15 protein-coding genes are annotated in these 15708 nt (G+C 72.5%); 6 read left to right on the forward strand and 9 right to left on the reverse strand.

Annotated features, from left to right (window positions below):
* Positions 1 to 56 precede the first annotated feature (56 nt).
* A complete protein-coding gene (gene hisN / locus GKS42_RS18530; RefSeq protein WP_154795167.1) occupies positions 57 to 875 on the forward strand; it encodes a histidinol-phosphatase in 819 nt (272 codons plus the stop codon).
* Positions 876 to 965: 90 nt separating this feature from the next.
* Here hisN and GKS42_RS18535 read toward each other — a convergent pair whose 3' ends face one another.
* From GKS42_RS18535 to GKS42_RS18545, 3 genes are all read right to left on the reverse strand, one after another.
* Positions 966 to 1397 carry a type II toxin-antitoxin system VapC family toxin gene (locus tag GKS42_RS18535; RefSeq protein ID WP_154795168.1) on the reverse strand — a complete coding sequence of 144 codons (432 nt, stop codon included), beginning with the start codon at positions 1395 to 1397 and terminating at the stop codon, positions 966 to 968.
* On the reverse strand, positions 1394 to 1624 hold the full coding sequence (locus GKS42_RS18540) for a FitA-like ribbon-helix-helix domain-containing protein (RefSeq protein WP_210769216.1): 231 nt from the start codon (positions 1622 to 1624) through the stop codon (positions 1394 to 1396). Before GKS42_RS18540 ends, GKS42_RS18535 begins: the two co-directional genes overlap by 4 nt.
* Before the next feature lie 83 nt (positions 1625 to 1707).
* Entirely contained in the window at positions 1708 to 5082 is a 3375-nt protein-coding gene (locus tag GKS42_RS18545) for a phosphodiester glycosidase family protein (RefSeq protein WP_154795170.1), read from the reverse strand.
* Positions 5083 to 5290: 208 nt separating this feature from the next.
* Here GKS42_RS18545 and GKS42_RS18550 point away from each other — a divergent pair, with 208 nt between their 5' ends.
* Positions 5291 to 5668 carry a VOC family protein gene (locus tag GKS42_RS18550; RefSeq protein WP_154795171.1) on the forward strand — a complete coding sequence of 126 codons (378 nt, stop codon included), beginning with the start codon at positions 5291 to 5293 and terminating at the stop codon, positions 5666 to 5668.
* Positions 5669 to 5681: 13 nt separating this feature from the next.
* On the opposite strand, the gene GKS42_RS18555 is transcribed toward GKS42_RS18550, so the two are convergent.
* Positions 5682 to 6146, reverse strand: a complete 465-nt coding sequence (locus GKS42_RS18555; RefSeq protein ID WP_154795172.1) for a DUF6912 family protein — start codon at positions 6144 to 6146, stop codon at positions 5682 to 5684.
* A gap of 116 nt (positions 6147 to 6262) precedes the next feature.
* Between GKS42_RS18555 and GKS42_RS18560 the strand changes: the two genes are divergently transcribed.
* A complete protein-coding gene (locus GKS42_RS18560) occupies positions 6263 to 7255 on the forward strand; it encodes a hypothetical protein (protein WP_154795173.1) in 993 nt (330 codons plus the stop codon).
* Between the two features lie 32 nt (positions 7256 to 7287).
* On the opposite strand, the gene GKS42_RS18565 is transcribed toward GKS42_RS18560, so the two are convergent.
* A complete protein-coding gene (locus tag GKS42_RS18565; protein ID WP_154795174.1) occupies positions 7288 to 8679 on the reverse strand; it encodes a CpaE/TadZ family protein in 1392 nt (463 codons plus the stop codon).
* Positions 8676 to 9329: a hypothetical protein gene (locus tag GKS42_RS18570; RefSeq protein WP_154795175.1), complete on the reverse strand. Its 654-nt coding sequence runs from the start codon at positions 9327 to 9329 to the stop codon at positions 8676 to 8678. Before GKS42_RS18570 ends, GKS42_RS18565 begins: the two co-directional genes overlap by 4 nt.
* A gap of 130 nt (positions 9330 to 9459) precedes the next feature.
* On the opposite strand from GKS42_RS18570, the gene GKS42_RS18575 reads away from it, so the two are divergent.
* The gene (locus tag GKS42_RS18575) at positions 9460 to 9711 is read left to right on the forward strand and encodes a helix-turn-helix domain-containing protein (RefSeq protein WP_154795176.1); all 252 of its coding nucleotides are present in this window, start codon (positions 9460 to 9462) and stop codon (positions 9709 to 9711) included.
* 70 nt (positions 9712 to 9781) lie between these two features.
* Complete coding sequence (locus tag GKS42_RS18580) at positions 9782 to 11344, forward strand: helix-turn-helix domain-containing protein (protein ID WP_154795177.1); 1563 nt, start codon at positions 9782 to 9784, stop codon at positions 11342 to 11344.
* A 4-nt stretch (positions 11345 to 11348) separates the two neighbouring features.
* On the opposite strand, the gene GKS42_RS18585 is transcribed toward GKS42_RS18580, so the two are convergent.
* The 3 genes from GKS42_RS18585 to GKS42_RS18595 form a co-directional block, all read right to left on the reverse strand.
* A complete protein-coding gene (locus GKS42_RS18585) occupies positions 11349 to 11861 on the reverse strand; it encodes a nucleoside deaminase (RefSeq protein ID WP_232847737.1) in 513 nt (170 codons plus the stop codon).
* Between the two features lie 2 nt (positions 11862 to 11863).
* Positions 11864 to 13786 carry a 2-oxo-4-hydroxy-4-carboxy-5-ureidoimidazoline decarboxylase gene (gene uraD / locus GKS42_RS18590; RefSeq protein WP_154795178.1) on the reverse strand — a complete coding sequence of 641 codons (1923 nt, stop codon included), beginning with the start codon at positions 13784 to 13786 and terminating at the stop codon, positions 11864 to 11866.
* Positions 13787 to 13996: 210 nt separating this feature from the next.
* Positions 13997 to 14503 carry a hypothetical protein gene (locus GKS42_RS18595; protein ID WP_154795179.1) on the reverse strand — a complete coding sequence of 169 codons (507 nt, stop codon included), beginning with the start codon at positions 14501 to 14503 and terminating at the stop codon, positions 13997 to 13999.
* 136 nt (positions 14504 to 14639) lie between these two features.
* Here GKS42_RS18595 and GKS42_RS18600 point away from each other — a divergent pair, with 136 nt between their 5' ends.
* The gene (locus GKS42_RS18600; protein ID WP_154795180.1) at positions 14640 to 15701 is read left to right on the forward strand and encodes a LysM peptidoglycan-binding domain-containing protein; all 1062 of its coding nucleotides are present in this window, start codon (positions 14640 to 14642) and stop codon (positions 15699 to 15701) included.
* Positions 15702 to 15708: the final 7 nt, after the last annotated feature.

Raw genomic sequence — 15708 nt, forward strand, 5'->3', positions numbered from 1 at the left:
CGGCTGCCCGGGGCGCCTGCCCGGACCGTCGACGGCTAACCGATATGTTGCCTGACATGAGCAGCGATAGTGCAGCCCAGGCCCCTCGACGGCCTCGCTACGACGACGACCTCCGCCTCGCCCACGTGATCGCGGATCAGGTCGACGCCCAGACGACGGCCCGGTTCAAGGCGCAGGACCTGCACGTGGAGACGAAGCCGGACACCACCCCGGTCACCGACGCGGACCGCACCGCCGAGGAGATCGTGCGCGCCCAGCTCTCCCGGACCCGCCCCCGCGACTCGGTGCTCGGCGAGGAGTTCGGGGTCACCGGCCACGGCGCCCGCCAGTGGGTGATCGACCCGATCGACGGCACGAAGAACTTCGTCCGCGGCGTGCCCGTCTGGGCGACACTCATCGCACTGGTGGACGAGGGCCAGCCGGTCCTCGGCGTGGTCAGCGCACCGGCGCTGAACCGGCGCTGGTGGGCGGCCAACGGGTCCGGGGCGTGGACCGGCCGATCGCTGTCCGCGGCCACCCGGATCTCGGTGTCCTCCGTGACCCGCCTGGAGGACGCCTCACTGTCCTACTCGAGCCTCGCGGGCTGGGAGGAGGCGGACCTGCTGGACGAGTTCCTGTCCCTGGAGGCCAGCCTCTGGCGCAGCCGCGCGTACGGCGACTTCTGGTCGTACATGCTGGTGGCCGAGGGGGCCGTGGACATCGCGTGCGAGCCGGACCTCGAGGTCTACGACATGGCGGCCCTGGTCCCGATCGTGACCGAGGCCGGCGGCCGGTTCACCTCCCTGGAGGGAGTGGATGGTCCGTTCGGAGGCAACGCGGTCGCCACCAACGGCCACCTGCATGACGGCGTGCTGGCGGGCCTGCGGCGCCACTGACCCACGCCTGCACTGCCGCGATGTCAGCACCCAGGAACGCATCGTGGCCAGTTCGCGGCGTCAAGGCGAGGGACCTCGCCGTCTGCGAACTCAACCGTTCCCGGTGGCAGTCCACGGGTTCACCAGGGGTAGGGAGACGCCCTCGAAGTCACGCACGTTGCGGGTCGCCAACGTCGCCCCTGCTTCCAGGCTGATCGCCGCGATCATGGCGTCCGCCATGCCGATCGGCCGGCCGATCGAGCGGCGAGCCGCAAGGACGACCGCATACCGGTCTGAGGCTGCCACGTCGAACGGCAGTATGCGGCCGGCGAAGTCCAGGCCGATCAGGTCCGCGACGGCTCCGGCGATTGCGGTTCGACGCCGCCCGGCCGGCATACGTTCCACTCCATCCAGGAGTTCGGCCGTGGTCACCGCGGTCAGGTACGCCTGGGAAGGGTCCAGACCATCCAACCATCCGACTACCGCACGGTCCGGCGCTGACCGGGTCAACTCCGAGATGACGTTCGTGTCGAGGACGATCACGCGTCGAGCTCGACCTCGCGCGGACGATCACCGGGGCGCTCCGCCGTCACTTCGCCCAATCCGGCGAACCGTCCGCGGATCCGCGATCCCAGCCCGACCGTGAGTGCATCGGCAACGACCGCATCGGCCAAGATCCGACGTGCCTCGGCCTCCATGGAACGCCCGTGCTCGCCGGCGCGCTTCTTGAGTGCATCGACCAGTTCGTCGTCCAGGTTCCTGATGGTCACCGTGGCCACCTGCCCACCGCCTCTCGCTACTTGCATAATGCTAGCACTTCGACAGCGGCGGGAGCGCAGGGCGCCGCTCAGCCCTAGCCGACGGTCACGACCACCTCCTGGCTGACCCCGTTCACGGTCAGCACCACGGTCGCCGTGCCGGGAGCCACGGCGGTGACCTCACCGGTCGCCGGGTTGAGCCGGAGCACCTGCGCCGCGGGCTCCAGGACCGTCCCGGTCCCGTCGGAGATGCTCACGCCCTCGCCGGACCAGTCCGCGCTCATCGGCCACGCCACCGGCACCTCGCGGCCCTCGTCCTGGGTGACGGTCCCGGCCACCACGCCGACCTCCCCCACCGTCATCTCGGTCGGCATCTCGAGGGCGAGCGAGTCGACGCGGGCCCGCACCTCCGCGCGCAGCCAGGCGAGCCGGCTGGTGACCGGCTCCGGGTTCGCCCCGACCACGCCCGCGGCGGGGTCGATCCCGAGCAGCGTCCACCCGGTGAACCCACCGTCCGCCGGCGTCGAGGCCGGGGACTTGCCGGAGTTGCCGTTGATCACGTTGGACACGCCATCGAAGCTGCGGGCGTGGAACGCGCCGACGTGGGAGTTGATCACGGCGATCGAGCGTCCGCTTGTGGCTCGGAACTCCGCGAGGAGTGCATCCACGGCGGCGGCCTCGTACCGGTCGGAGATCTGTGAGGCGTCCCCGGGCAGCGGGTCCTCGGTCGGGTGGTGGAAGAACACCACCACGCCGGTCACCGCCGGGTCGGAGGCAGCCGCGTCCAGGGCGTCCTCGAGCATCCGGATCTGGTCGAGCCCACCGGCCCGCAGCGACCCGGCGGAGGTGTCCAGGGTGATGATCCTGGTGCCGTCGAGGTCGGTGACCTGCTGGGCCGGACCGAACGCGGCCTCGAACTCGCCGATGGAGCCACCCATGATCTCGTGGTTGCCGGGTACGTAGAGCCACGGGACGGCGTCGCCCACCTCCTCGGTGAGCACCCGCCGGGCGAGGTCGAAGTCGATCGGTGCGCCCTCGTCGACCAGGTCGCCGTTGATGATGAGCAGATCCGGGTCCGCGGCCACGATCTCGGCGAGGGTGCGCCGGGCGGCGGCCACGATGTCCGATTCCGGGTTCCTGCCGACGAACTGCGCGTCGGACATCACGGCGATCTGCTGCGAGTACCCGGTCACGGTCCCGTCGGTGACGATCACCGGGTCGTGCACCGGGGCGGCCTCGGGCTGCGCCACGTCAGGGGCGACGACGGCACCGATGTCCGCGAACGAGATGTCCCCGTGGTAGCTCGCCGCGGACCGGGTCTCCATCAGCCGCACCCGCTCCAGGGTGAGCGGGAACGGGGCGCCGACGGGCACCGTGAACGTGACCTCCCGCCAGCCCTCCCACGTGACCAGCGGCCCGTCGAGCTGCCGGACGACGCCGTCGCCGTCGCGCACCTGCAGCCGTGGCCACACACCGGTGCCGTCACCGTCGATGGCCATCGTGATGGCCTGCGGCTGACCGTCGATCACGATCGGGGCCGGCGCCACCGCGTAGGAGCCGCGGGTCGCCGTCGAGGTGGTGAAGTCGTGCTGCAGGCGCAGCGCGTGCTGGCCGTCGGGCCCGGTGGTGGTCGTGAGCGTCCCGGACGCCCGGTCCTGGGCGAAGCGCCAGGACGCTCCGTCGGCGAGGTCGGTGACCGGTGCCGTCGTGAGCCCGACCGTCACGGGCACCTGCACGATCGCGCCGGCCACCTCGAACGTCACCAGTGCCGAGCCGGACTCCGTGGTGGCGGTGACCGTGAAGGTGTCCCGGCCGCTCGGCGCCACCGTGAAGCCCTCGGTGACGCTCGCCTCGACGTCCGCCGTCTCGACCGGCGCGGTGAACCCGTCGCCGTCGTGGGCGTCCAGCGAGATGGTCGCGGCGTCGCCGGCCGCGTCCAGTGCGACCTGCTGGCGCGAGGCGGTGACGTGGTCGAGCGGCCCGAGCACGGTGAACTCGGTGGTGCCGGTGATCCGGGTGGCCCGGTGGGTGACGGTGACCGGCCCGGGCGTGACGCCGGTCAGCACGGCCCCGGTCCGCTGCCGCTCGGTGATGACGGCGTTCGCGTCGCGTCCGCTCGGCGCTCCCCCCGGCGAGCTGACGGTCGTCACGCCGGGTGCCGGCACGCCGGCGAGCTGGTCGGACAGCCCGACGCCCTCGACCGTCCGGGTCAGTCCCGGGATGATGTTGTGGGCGTCGGGGTCGGCCAGTGCCGGACGCACGGCCACGTCGGAGAGCCGCTCGGTGTCGGCCGAGGAGAAGAACGCGAGGGAGTTCGCGACCACACGCTGGGAGCCGTCCGAGGGCGTGTTCACGAGCTCGACCTCGGTGCCGCCGGCGGGCCGGGCCACCATGGTGGTGGAGCCGCCGCCGTCGATGTTCACGGCGTTGTACGCCCCGAGGTCGATCATCAGCTCCGCCATCTCGATCCGGGTGAGCCCACGCGCGGTGGCGCCGCGACCGTCGACGGTCGCGACGATGAGCTCGCTGCCGTCCTCGGTGAGGCCGAGCACGGTGCGGGCCGCGACGGCCTCGTCCGGGAACTCGGCGAGTTCGCCGTCGAGCACGAGCGGCACGTTGCCGCCGATGCCGAGGTCGACGTCGGAGCTCGGGCTGATGCTGATCTCGACGGCCTGACCGACCTCGAGGGTCCGAAGCGTGGCCGCCCCGGTGCCGCGCCCGAGCAGTACCTGGGCGCCGGCGGGCACGCCCGCAGTGCCGGTCCCGTCCGCGACCGCGCTCACCACACCGTCCCGCACGACGGCGGTCGCGACGTCGGTCTCGCCGGGCACGCCGGCCGGCCGGTCCAGCGAGGCGTCGCCCCACCGCTCGTTGTAGGCGCCGATGCCGTTCACGGGGACCGTCGCCCGGTTCAGGCCGGCGAGGTCGTGCGTCGCGTCGCCCACAGTGAGCGCGCCGGCGGCGGACAGGTACTCGATGGCGGCGACGCCGTCGGTCATCGTGAACGCCGGGTACGGCTGGGCGTAGCCGTTGATCACCTCGCCGCCGGTGATCGTGGTGAAGATCGGGACGTTCGTGTAGTTCATGTCGAAGTGGTTGCCGTTCACGGCGGCGACGGCGCCGGTGCCGGCCACCTGGTCCAGCACGGTCGCGGGAGTGGTCGTGGTGCCCGAGTCAAGGACCTGCATGCTCAAGGTCGGCTCGGTGAGGTCCGCGACGAGGATGTTGCCGGTGGTCCAGCCCTGGTCCTCCAGCCGCTGGAAGCTGGTCAGATCCAGTCCGGGCGCGATCGGCCGGGTCGAGACCTCGTGCAGCACGGACCCGTCGGCATCGAGGCCGAGGCCGTTGTCGTCGCCCGGACGCACCAGCGCGACCGGAGTGGGGCCGGCGGTCGCGGGCGCGACGAGCCCGGTGAGGAGCAGGCCTGCGCCCGCGAGCGCGGCGATGAGTCGTCGAGTGGGCAGGGGCACGGTTCTCCTCCGGTGGCGTGATCCGTGGCGGTGGGCCGACGTCCGACCCACGTGGTACTGCCCAGCACCCTACGGCCGCGAGGCGGCGCGCCGGTTAACGGCGGGTGTGCGGCGCGCTGCCCGGCGGTGACGGGACGGGCGGTGCCCGGCTCTCGGGTGACCACGCGCAGGCCTTCCGCCGCACCGTGGCCGGTCGTATCGTGGCCGCATGATCACGGGAATCCACACCCTTGTCTACAGCGATGATCCCGAGGCCACCCGCGCGTTCTTCCGGGACGTCGTCGGATGGGGCTTCATCGAGACGTCCCCCGGCTGGCTCATCTTCGCCAGCGGCCCGAGCGAGGGTGGCGTCCATCCGCGCACCTGGCCCGGGCAGACCGAGCCCACCGCCCAGCGCCATGAACTCTCGCTCATGTGCGACGACCTGGACGCGACGATGGCCGACCTCGCCGCCCGCGGCGCGACCTTCGCGGGCGACGTCGACGAACGCCCCTACGGTCGCTGTGCGATGCTCGACGTCCCCGGCCTGGAGCCGGTGCTGCTCTACGAGCCGACGTACGCGCCCGCCTGGACGTCCCGGTCCTGACCGGCGCAGCCGGTCAGGACCGCAACTGCTCGCGCAACTGCCCGCGCTCGGTGACGTCGTACCAAAGCAGGCCGACGTCGCCGGTCCCGGTGAGCGCCGCCTCGTCGCCCGCGGCCGCCCGGGCGACCAGGTCCCGGACCTCGCCGTCGTCCGGGTCGTCCACATGGATGCTCACCACCGCCGACCACGGTACGTCGTCGACAAGCACGCCCGACGGCGGAGCCTCCTGGTCCGGTGCGTGCACCTGGGCGTCGGGTACGTCGGCGGCGATCACCACCCGCAGCGGCGTGGCGCCGGTGGAGCCGATCCGCTGCACGCTCTCGTCGGCGGCGACCAGCAGGGTCGCGAACTCGCCGGTCTCAGGGTCCTCGTCGCCTATCGCGGCCCGCCACACGGCAGTGAGGGCGTGCCCCCGACGCGCGCCCACGCCGTCGGGGTTGTCGAGGTCGGCCGACGTGGCGGGCAGGAAGATGCGCATGGCGCCAGTGTGTCAAAACAGCGGCCGGGACGCGCGGACCCTGGGGACGCGCCGTGCCTCATCATGTGCCCGAACGGACCTTCCCCGGGGCACACCCGGGGAAGGAGACTCTGCACATGAGTGAACTCATCGCGACGCGAACCGTGCGGGGATCGGTCGTTCACGCACGCAAGCACACCGCGCCGACGGAACGAGTGCACCCGCCCCGGACGCTGGCCGAACTACAGCGGCTCGCCGGCAACGGTGCGGTCGCCACCCTGGTCCGGGCGCCGAGCGTGTTCGATCCGGCCCTCCAGCGGTTCGTGGCCTCCAAGACGGTGAAGTCCGTGCTCGGCTCCACGATCTCGAAGAAGTGGGGCAAGGCGATCAAGGCGGAGGGCTCCGAGCCGGCCGACATCGTCACCGAGTTCATCGCCTGGTGCGACAGCAAGGACCAGGCGGAACGGCTCCTCGAGAAGCTGACCTACGAGCAATACTCCGCGAACTGCCACCGCGCCGCGAAGGACGTGGAGAGCGAGCTCATCGGCATCCGCGAGGACGCCGGGCCCAAGGAGGTCGACACGGGCGCTCGCATCCAGGCTGCGATCAAGAGCGCGGGATACAACGCCAAGGACTTCACCGCGGCGGACCTGCAGTCCATCGAGACCCTCGCGACCGTCGGTGGCCTCGGCTGGCAGCCGGCCGTCAAGAACGTCTACGAGACCAATGCGAAGGCGGCCGAGGACGCCGAACTACGCAACCAACGCAGCCTCAAGTACGCCGCGACCAAGGCCGCCGGCGACCTGGCGTTCGCCGCGAACCCGCTCCTGATGACGATCTGGTCCGCCGCGCACGGCGTCGCGGTGGCCGCCACCGCGTCCAAGAATGCCACGGCCCCGGGTGAGTACTCGGATGGGCAGATCCAGGCGGCGGTCGCCCTCTGGCACCATCACGCCGACATCGTGCTCGCGTCGAACATGCACGTGCCGGGAGGCACCGCGAACCCCATCCAGGACAAGTCGACCCGGCCCGTCAACCCCGATCCCACCCGGGGGCGACAGGCGGACTTCATCTCGGCCTGGGGCGGCGGCGACATCAACATCCATGTGGACTCCAACGTGCACCACTGACGTCGGCGGACCCCCCGGCGGGACTCGGCCGGCTACTGTCCGCGCAACGTCCGGGCCACGCCGACCCGGTCGGCGCGCAGCCCTCGTCCACGCCCGCTCCACCAGCGACGCCCGGGTGCGCGTGCCCCCTGGCCGGCCCGGTCCCGCAGGGCGCGCGCCACGTCCCGGACGACCTCCCGGGCCGCGGACCTGGGCGCCGCCTCGGCCCAGGCCGTACCGGCGAGCAGGGCCCGGTCGCACATGGGTCGGTCATCGGGTACGAGCACCGGGTCGCTCACGCCCGCGAACCGGGCCAGCGCCTCCCCGACCGAAGCGGCCGCCCGCGGACCGGCGGCAGTGGCCCGGACGCGGTTCACGAGCACGGTGCGGCTCAGCCCGGTGGGGGCGACGTCGTCGAGATCGAGCAGGGCCTGCACGAGGCGCTCCACCCCGATCGGCTCGGCGGCACCCACCACGACGAGTTCGTCGGCGGCCGAGAACGCCGATGCCGCCACGGCGTTGCGGGCGGGGCCGAGGTCGAACCCGGACTCGTCGTCGGGCACCAGCACCGGGGCATCGATCACGACCCATCGGCTCAGCCGGCGGGCCTGGTCCCAGAGCACGTCCAGACTGGCACCGCTTACCTCCCGCCATCGACCTGGCCGGGCCAGGCCGGGCAGCACCCGCAGGTCCTGGGACACCCAGGGGGTCAGCCTGGCCAGGGCGGCGGCGTCGAGGGTTCCGTGATCGGCGGCCCGCACGGCAGCGGCGAGACCTGCGAACTCGTCCAGCACGCCGAGCACCTGGGCCACGGACGCGCCCCAGATGTCCGCGTCGACGAGCAGCGTCGGCTCCCCCGCCGCGGCCAGCTCCGCCGCGAGGTTGACGGCGATCGTGGTGCGCCCCGGCGCACCCGACGGCCCCCAGACGACGACCACGCGCCCGGGCGCGCCCTCGCCGGAGTCCGCCACTGCCCCGGTGACGGCACCGGGCTCGGTGGGCTCCGCCGTCGGGCCGTGCTGCGGCACGTCCGCGGACGGCCCGCCGGGGTCGTCCCAACCGGCGCCGATGACCGCGTCGAAGCGCTCCGCCGTGCGGTCGGTGTCGTCGTCGGCACCGTCGGCGAGGGCGGTGACGGCGCCGAGGAGGTCCCCGTCAGGGGCCACGGCGAGCGCCCCGAGCCGGGTGTGCCGGTCCACCGCGTCGGGGTCGCAGAGCACGAGGGTGCGGGTGCCCGCGGCGCGCAGCCGGCTGATGAGGGGCCGGTCCACTTCGAAGTCGGCGTCCACCACGGCCACCGAGCCGAGGCCGGCCAGGGCCGCGGCCAGCAGCTCGGCGGTGTCGGCACACCGGCGCACCACCGACAGTCCCGGGGCGGCCGCGATCGCGGCAACCAGCGCCTGCTCGACCTCGCCGCGCAGGCAGAGCAGCACCCCGGTTCTCACGAGTCTGCCTGTCCGGGCAGCGGCACCACGGTGATCTCCGCCCCGCTGCTGAGTGCGTCCAGCACGTCCGGCAGGTCGGCCACGTCGATGAGGACCTGGACCTGGACCTGGTCGGTGCCCGCGAACAGCGACGTGTCCTCGTGGATGTCCCAGACCTCCACACCCTCGACCAGCAGCTGCGCGGGGCCGACGGGATCGACGCCGACGCCGTCCGGGTCCGGCAGCGCCACCCACAGATCCACCCGCGACCCCTTCTCCAGGTAGGCCTCCAGGGCTGCGCTCATCGGCAGCGAGATCGGCCGGACCTCCACCTGCGACTCGGTGCCGAGCGCGGAACCCGGCACGAGTTCGCCGGGCCCGACGGCGCGGATCGCCACCGCGTCGTCGGGGACCGACTCGCCCGGGGTCAGATACAGGTCGATGTCGGGGACGTGGACCCGCACGACCTCCAGGTCCGCCGGGTCGATCCGGTCACCCGGGCTGAGCGCATCGGTGGTGCGGTACACCTCGACCGTGTCGGCGGCACTGGTGACGGCCCACGAGCCGAGCGCCACGGACAGCGCCACCAGGAGGATCCCGATCCCCAACCGAGGGTCGCGCCAACTCGGGCGACGCAGCCGCTGTGCCGCAGGTGTACTCGGATCGGGCATCGTTGCTCCCCCCAACCCCCTCGCCCTTCGAGGAGTGCACCCATGGTGCCAAGAGAACACCCGTTGCGGAAGTTATGCACAGATCGCTCATGTTCACTCCTAGCGGGCCGTTCGCTGTCAAACTATGAGGATGGAAGCGCGATTCCTCTCTCTCGCGGACGTGACGGAGGTTCTTCAGATCACGATGTCGCAAGCGCGTGCCCTCGTGCGCAGCGGGGAGCTGAAGGCGATCCAGATCGGCGGCAAGGGCACCTGGCGGGTCGAGAACACCGAGCTCGAGGCGTACATCGCCCGGATGTACAAGCGCACCCAGGAGCGGATCGCCCACGGCGGGGACCCGATGGCGGACCTCGACGAGACGGCACCGCTGGCCGAGAGCTGACGGCGCCGCGGGAACCCCGGGCGGCCGCGCCGAGGCGATCGGCACGGCCGGGCCGGAGTAGGTTCGGGCGATGAGGCTCCGCGACCTCCTCGACGCCGAGGACCTTGACCTGCGCCTGCTGGTCGGGGACGAGCGCGCACTCGAGGCGCCCGTCACCGTCGTCTACACGACGGACCTGATCGATCCCGGCCGATACCTGAGCGGCGGGGAACTGGTCATCTCCGGCCTGATGTGGCGGCAGGCGCCGACCGACTCGGACACCTTCGTCGCGACCATCGGGGCCGCCGGGGCGGTCGCGCTGGCCGCCGGCACGGCCTACTTCGGTCCCGTGCCCCAGGACGTGGTGACCGCCTGCGCCCGCCACGGTCTGGTCCTGTTCGAGGTGCCACCGCCGGTCTCCTTCGCCACCCTCACCGAGTACATCGTCGGAAGGGTCGGCACCGAGCGGGGCGACCAGCTCGCCGCCCGGCTGGACCGCCAGCGCCGGCTGCTGCTCGCCCTGGCGCAGGGCTACAACGTGGCCGAGCTGCTCGGACAGGTTCGGGACGAGACCGGTCTGACCTGCCGGGTCCTGACGCCGAGCGGGCGCGAACTCGCCGGGCACGGCGACCCGCTCCCCGATGCGACGCTGGACCAGATCATCGACGCCTACCTGCGCGCCCCGCGGCTCCCGATCGTGGTGACGCCGTCCGCGGAGCCGGGCGACGCCGTCGGGCCGTGGTCGGTGTTCGCCGGCGCCGGTGCCCTCGCGGACCGGGTGACCACCACGATGGTGCTCGTCGAGGGCAGTTGGGCGAACTGGCCGGAGGACCACCTGGACACGATCACTCAGCTCTGCGCGGTCGTCGCCCTGGACGAGGCCCGCCGGGCGCCGGTGCGCCAGGTCGCGCACACGCTGGCCGACGGCGTCCTGGCACTCGTCGCGCAGGGCCACGGCTCCGGCGCCGAGGCACACGCGTTGCTGGAGCAGTGCGGCGTGGACCCCAGCGCGCCGTTCGTCGCGGTGGTGGCCGGGCCCGGCCCGGGCGCGCCGGCCGGTGCCACCGGGGCGATCCTTGACGACGTCGCCGCGCACCTCGGGCGCGGCGCGGTCGGCTCGGTCGGGCCCGACGGCGTGACGCTGGCGCTCGTGCCGGCCGCGGGGATCGACGCCGCCGAGCGGGTCCGGGCCGCGGCACTACGGCTGACGCCGGCCATGGGGGCACGCCGCTTCTGCGTCGGCATCAGCGCGCGCACCACCGATGCCGCGATCGCCGGTGCCCTGGACGAGGCCCGGCACGCGTTCGCCCTCGCGCGGCTTCGCCCGGCACCGGTGGAGGTCGTCACCGCTGCCGAGGTGACGAGCCACGTCGGCCTGCTCGCGGCGGTCCCGGACGAGGTGCGGCGGGCGTTCTCGGCCCGGGTGCTCGGCGCGCTGGCCACCCGTCGGGCCGAGCACCAGGACGCGGCGCTGGAGGAGACCCTCGTGGCGTTCCTCGAGAACGACGGGTCCTGGACCCGGACGGCCCGGGCCCTGCACCTGCACGTGAACACCGTCCGGTACCGGATCGGCCGCGTCGAGGAGCTCACCGGCCGGGACCTGTCCCGGTTCGCCGACAGGGTGGACGTCTTCCTCGCGATGGGGCTGCGGTGAGGCTTCAGTACTCCACGCGGTCGGCGCGGGCGAGCCAGTCGTCGAACGGGCCGGCCGCCCCCGGTACTTCGAGCGAGACGACCGGGGTGTCCCACTCGGAGCGGTCCTTGGCGAACAGCTCGTAGAACGCGAGATCGTCGAAGCCGCCGCGCGCCGCGTCGTAGCGGTCGGCGGCATACACGACTCGGTCCACCCGCGCCCAGAGGGCGGCCGACAGGCAGAGCGGGCAGGGTTCGCAGGACGTGTACAGCACCGTCCCGGTCAGGCGGTAGTCCCCGAGCGCGGACGCCGCCGCACGGATCGCGCAGACCTCTGCGTGCGCCGTCGGGTCGTTGTCACGGGTGACCCGGTTGACGCCCCGTCCGAGGAGCTGCCCGCCGCGGACGATGAGCGCGCCGAACGGGCCGCCCCCGTCGGCGACGTTGCTGCGGGCGAGGGCGACGGCCTCGGCGAGCCAGTGCTCCTGCCTGGGGTCCGCGGTCATGATCCGCCCCTCCGCGAGTTCGATGTGGCTCATGGTCAACTCCCTGCTCGGTCCAGGCTACGCGTGCGCGCGGCGCTGATGGGGTTGGCGTCCGCGACGAGTGACTCGAAGCGGTGGTTGGCGATCTTGGCGATCTCGATGATCGCGGTCGCGTGTTCCTGGGCGTCGGAGTTCGAGAGCCGCTCCCACCCCGAGGCGAGCACGCGTTCGCGGGCGCCGATGTCACGCACGCAGGCGATCAGCGGAACTCCGAACCGGTCGCGATAGGTGGCCGTGAGCCGGGTGAACTCGTCCTGGGACTCCTCGTCGAGCCGGGTCAGGCCCACCTCGGACTGCTCCGCGGCCGAGTCCTCGCCGGCCTCCTCCCCGAGCCCGCCGAGGTCCGGGTAGGCCTGCATCAGCTCCCGCTGCTCGTCGGTGGCACCGGCGAACAGGGCCTCCTGCAGGGCCATCCGCAGCGCCTGGGTGTCGCCGAACGGGCGCCGGTCGTAGGCGCGCTCGGCCACCCAGCCCTCACCCTGGACCAGCACGGCGAACGTGGCGACGAACTCCTCGCGGCTCATCGCGTTGACCTGGCCGAGGCTGATCGAGTCGGCCCCGGGCCGGCCTGCGACGGCCGGTCCCCGGCCGCTCCCGAGGTGGTGGAAGACGAGGTTCAGGCCGATCGCGGTGATGCTGCCGAGCGTGATGCCGCTGCCGAAGATGATCTCCGCCCAGGAGGGCACCGCCTGGGCGACCGCGGGCTGCGCGGTCACGAGCAGGGCCAGCCCGATGCTCGTGCCGACGATGACGATGTTGCGGTGGTCGTTGAAGTCCACCCGGGAGAGGGTCTGGATGCCCACCACCGCGACGGTCGCGAACATGGCAAGTGCGGCACCGCCCAGCACCGGGTGCGGGATGCCCGCCACCACCGCGCCGGCCTTCGGCAGCAGGCCGAGCCCGATCATGATCAGACCCGCGGCCGCGACCACGTACCGGCTCTTCACCCGGGTCAGCCGCACCAGACCGACGTTCTCCGCGAAGCACGTGTAGGGGAAGGAGTTGAGAACGCCGCCCAGGGTGGTCGCGAGTCCGTCCGCGCGCAGCGCCCGGGCGATGTCGGCCCGACTGATGCGCTTGTCCACGATCTCCCCCGTGGCGAACACGTCACCGGTGGTCTCCACGGCGGTGATCAGCATGACGACGATCATCGAGATGATCGCGGCGGCGCTGAACTGTGGCCAGCCGAAGTAGAAGGGGGTGGTCACGCCGACCCACGCGGACTCGGCGACCCCGCCGAAGTGGGCGTCCCCGAACGCCCACGCGGCCAGCGTGCCGACGACCAGTCCGATGAGCACGGCCACGGTGGCCATGAAGCCCTTGAAGATCCTCTGGATGGCCACGATCAGGGCGAGGGTGCCAAGGGCATAGGCGAGGTTGCGCGGGTTCGTCGGGTCGCCGCCGGCGCCGCCGACCGCGTCCTGGGCCGCCACCGGCAGCAGTGCGATACCGATGATCAGGATCACGGTGCCGGTCACGACCGGTGGGAAGAACCGGATCAGGCGGGCGAAGAAGGGCGCGATCAGGAACGTGAACAGCCCGGCCACGATGACCGCGCCGTAGATCACCAGCAGCCCATCGGTGCCGCCGCCGGCGGCGAGGCCGATCGCGATCATCGGGCTCACGGCGGTGAACGTGACCCCCTGCAGCAGCGGGAGCCGGACTCCGACCTTCCAGAACCCGATCGACTGGATGATCGATGCGATCCCACAGGTGAACAGGTCCGCGTTGATCAGGTGGATCAGTTCGCGTTCGTCGAGTCCGATGGCCCCGGCGAGCAGGATCGGAACGATGACGGCGCCGGCGTAGAACGCGAGCACGTGCTGCAGTCCGTAGACGGCGAGTTTGCCCGTGGGCAGACGTTCGTCGACCGGATGGACGGACCGGGTGCGGGTCGGGCTGGGTGTCGCAACAGACATGGGAACCTCGGGGAGTCGGGTCGATTCGTCGTCGAATCCGCGAACCAACAATTCTTTCGAATCATGGAATGCAACTTCCGCGTTGTGCGCAGGTAACCACGGTCGTGCATCACGGGTAGGCCGTGCCAGTCACCGATCCGCCAACGTTCGAGCGCCAGCCCCGGCCCGCCTTGGAGGATCCTCCAAAGCGGGTTCGCGGGCTCCGACGCCCTACTGGGAGTCGACGCTCAACAGCGCCGACCACGGCACGACGAGCACCGCCGCCGCCGTGGCCAGGTCGAGGTGATCGGCGCCGACGCGCACGATCCGGCCCCGATGCATCCCGCCGAGAGTGTGTGCGAGCACCTCGGCGCCGTCCGCCGCCAGGGCGCGCAGCACATGCCCCAGCCGCAACCCCTGCTCGACCCGCCCGGGCGCCGGTGCGACGCCCGCCAGCGGCCACGCCGCGACGACGGCATCCATCCGGATCAGCGAGCGCCGCTCCCCATCGCCGAGCACGAACCAGGTCGGCGCGGCGTCGGTCACGAGGCCGCGGCGGTCGGTGCCGTCCAGGAGGCGCGCGGTCACCGAGCGGCCCTTCGCTGCCCGCACCCGGGCGCCGAACGTGGTGGTGGCCGCCTCGGCCTCCACCAGGTCCGCGACCAGCTCGCCCTGCTCGGCTCGCTGCTGCGCCACGAACTGGGCCTGGAGGTCGGCGAAGAGGTCGTCCCAGTTCATGGACCCAACAGTAGGGAGGCCGCCCGCGTTGTCCACATGCCCGCCGTTCCTCTGGACAAGGACCGCCGAAGGGACTACACCTAACTCCATCGAAAGTCACGTACCGACATGAACTGACATGAAACGCGGTGGTCTCATGCGAAGGGCACTCCTCACCCTGAGTGTCGCCGGGATCACCGGTGGGGTCGCGGCCTGGCTCGCGACCGTGGCCCTCCCCGCGGCCGCGACCCCACGCTCGGTGGACGAGACGGTCTCGCTCGCACTGATCTGGTGCGCGCTGGGCGTCCTGGCCTGGTACTGCGTGAGCGCAGCACTGGCGCTCGGGTGTCTGGCCGCGCGGGCCGCCGGACGCGGCTGGTCCGCGGGCGAGCGGGCGCTGCGAGCGGGCGGCGCGCCGTTCATGGCGCGGATGGCCTCCGTGGGCGTCGGGGTCGCCCTGGCCGCCGGGGCGCTGGTGGCGCCCGCGCAGGCGGTGCCCATGCCCGACGGCGGTGCGTCCGTCGGCGCCGACATCACCTGGGGAGCCGGTTCCGATCTGGTGCCCGGTTCCGATCTGGCGCCTGGTTCCGATCTGGCCCCTGGTTCCGATCGGGCGCCCGCTTCGAGTTCCACGCTCGGTCCCGGGGCCGGGACCGACGCCGACGCCGATGCCGATGCCGATGCCGATGCTGGAACCGGATCCGAAGCGGCCGAGGTGGGTCCCGACCTCACCTGGGGGGCGTTCGGTCCCGACGATGCGGCGACGAGCCCGGCCGACCAGACGAGCCCGCCGGACCAGATGCCCGAGCGCACGGACCCCGGGCCCACCGCGAGCCCGGCCGAGGCCGCCGCGAACGAGGCGACCACGCAGGCCGGGGCCGCGAACCCGGGTGACGCGGCCGCGACGAGTGGCGCGACCGCCCGACCCGACGCCACCCCCACGAATCCGACGGCCAGCCAACCCGGGGCCGGCTCCACGAGCGAGACGCCCAGGCCGGGCGACACGGCGGGCACCCCAACCGGGGCGCACGTGGTCGCGCCCGGCGAAACGCTCTGGTCCATCGCTGCCACCGCACTCGCCCGTGACGCGTCGACCGTCACCGATGCCGACATCGCCGCCGCGTGGCCGCGTTGGTATGCGGCGAACGCCGTGACCATCGGCTCGGACCCCGACCTCATCCAGCCCGGGCAGGAACTCGTCCCGCCCACCAACCCCTGAGGAGTCC

Source organism: Occultella kanbiaonis (assembly GCF_009708215.1).
In the GTDB taxonomy this organism is placed as follows: domain Bacteria; phylum Actinomycetota; class Actinomycetes; order Actinomycetales; family Beutenbergiaceae; genus Occultella; species Occultella kanbiaonis.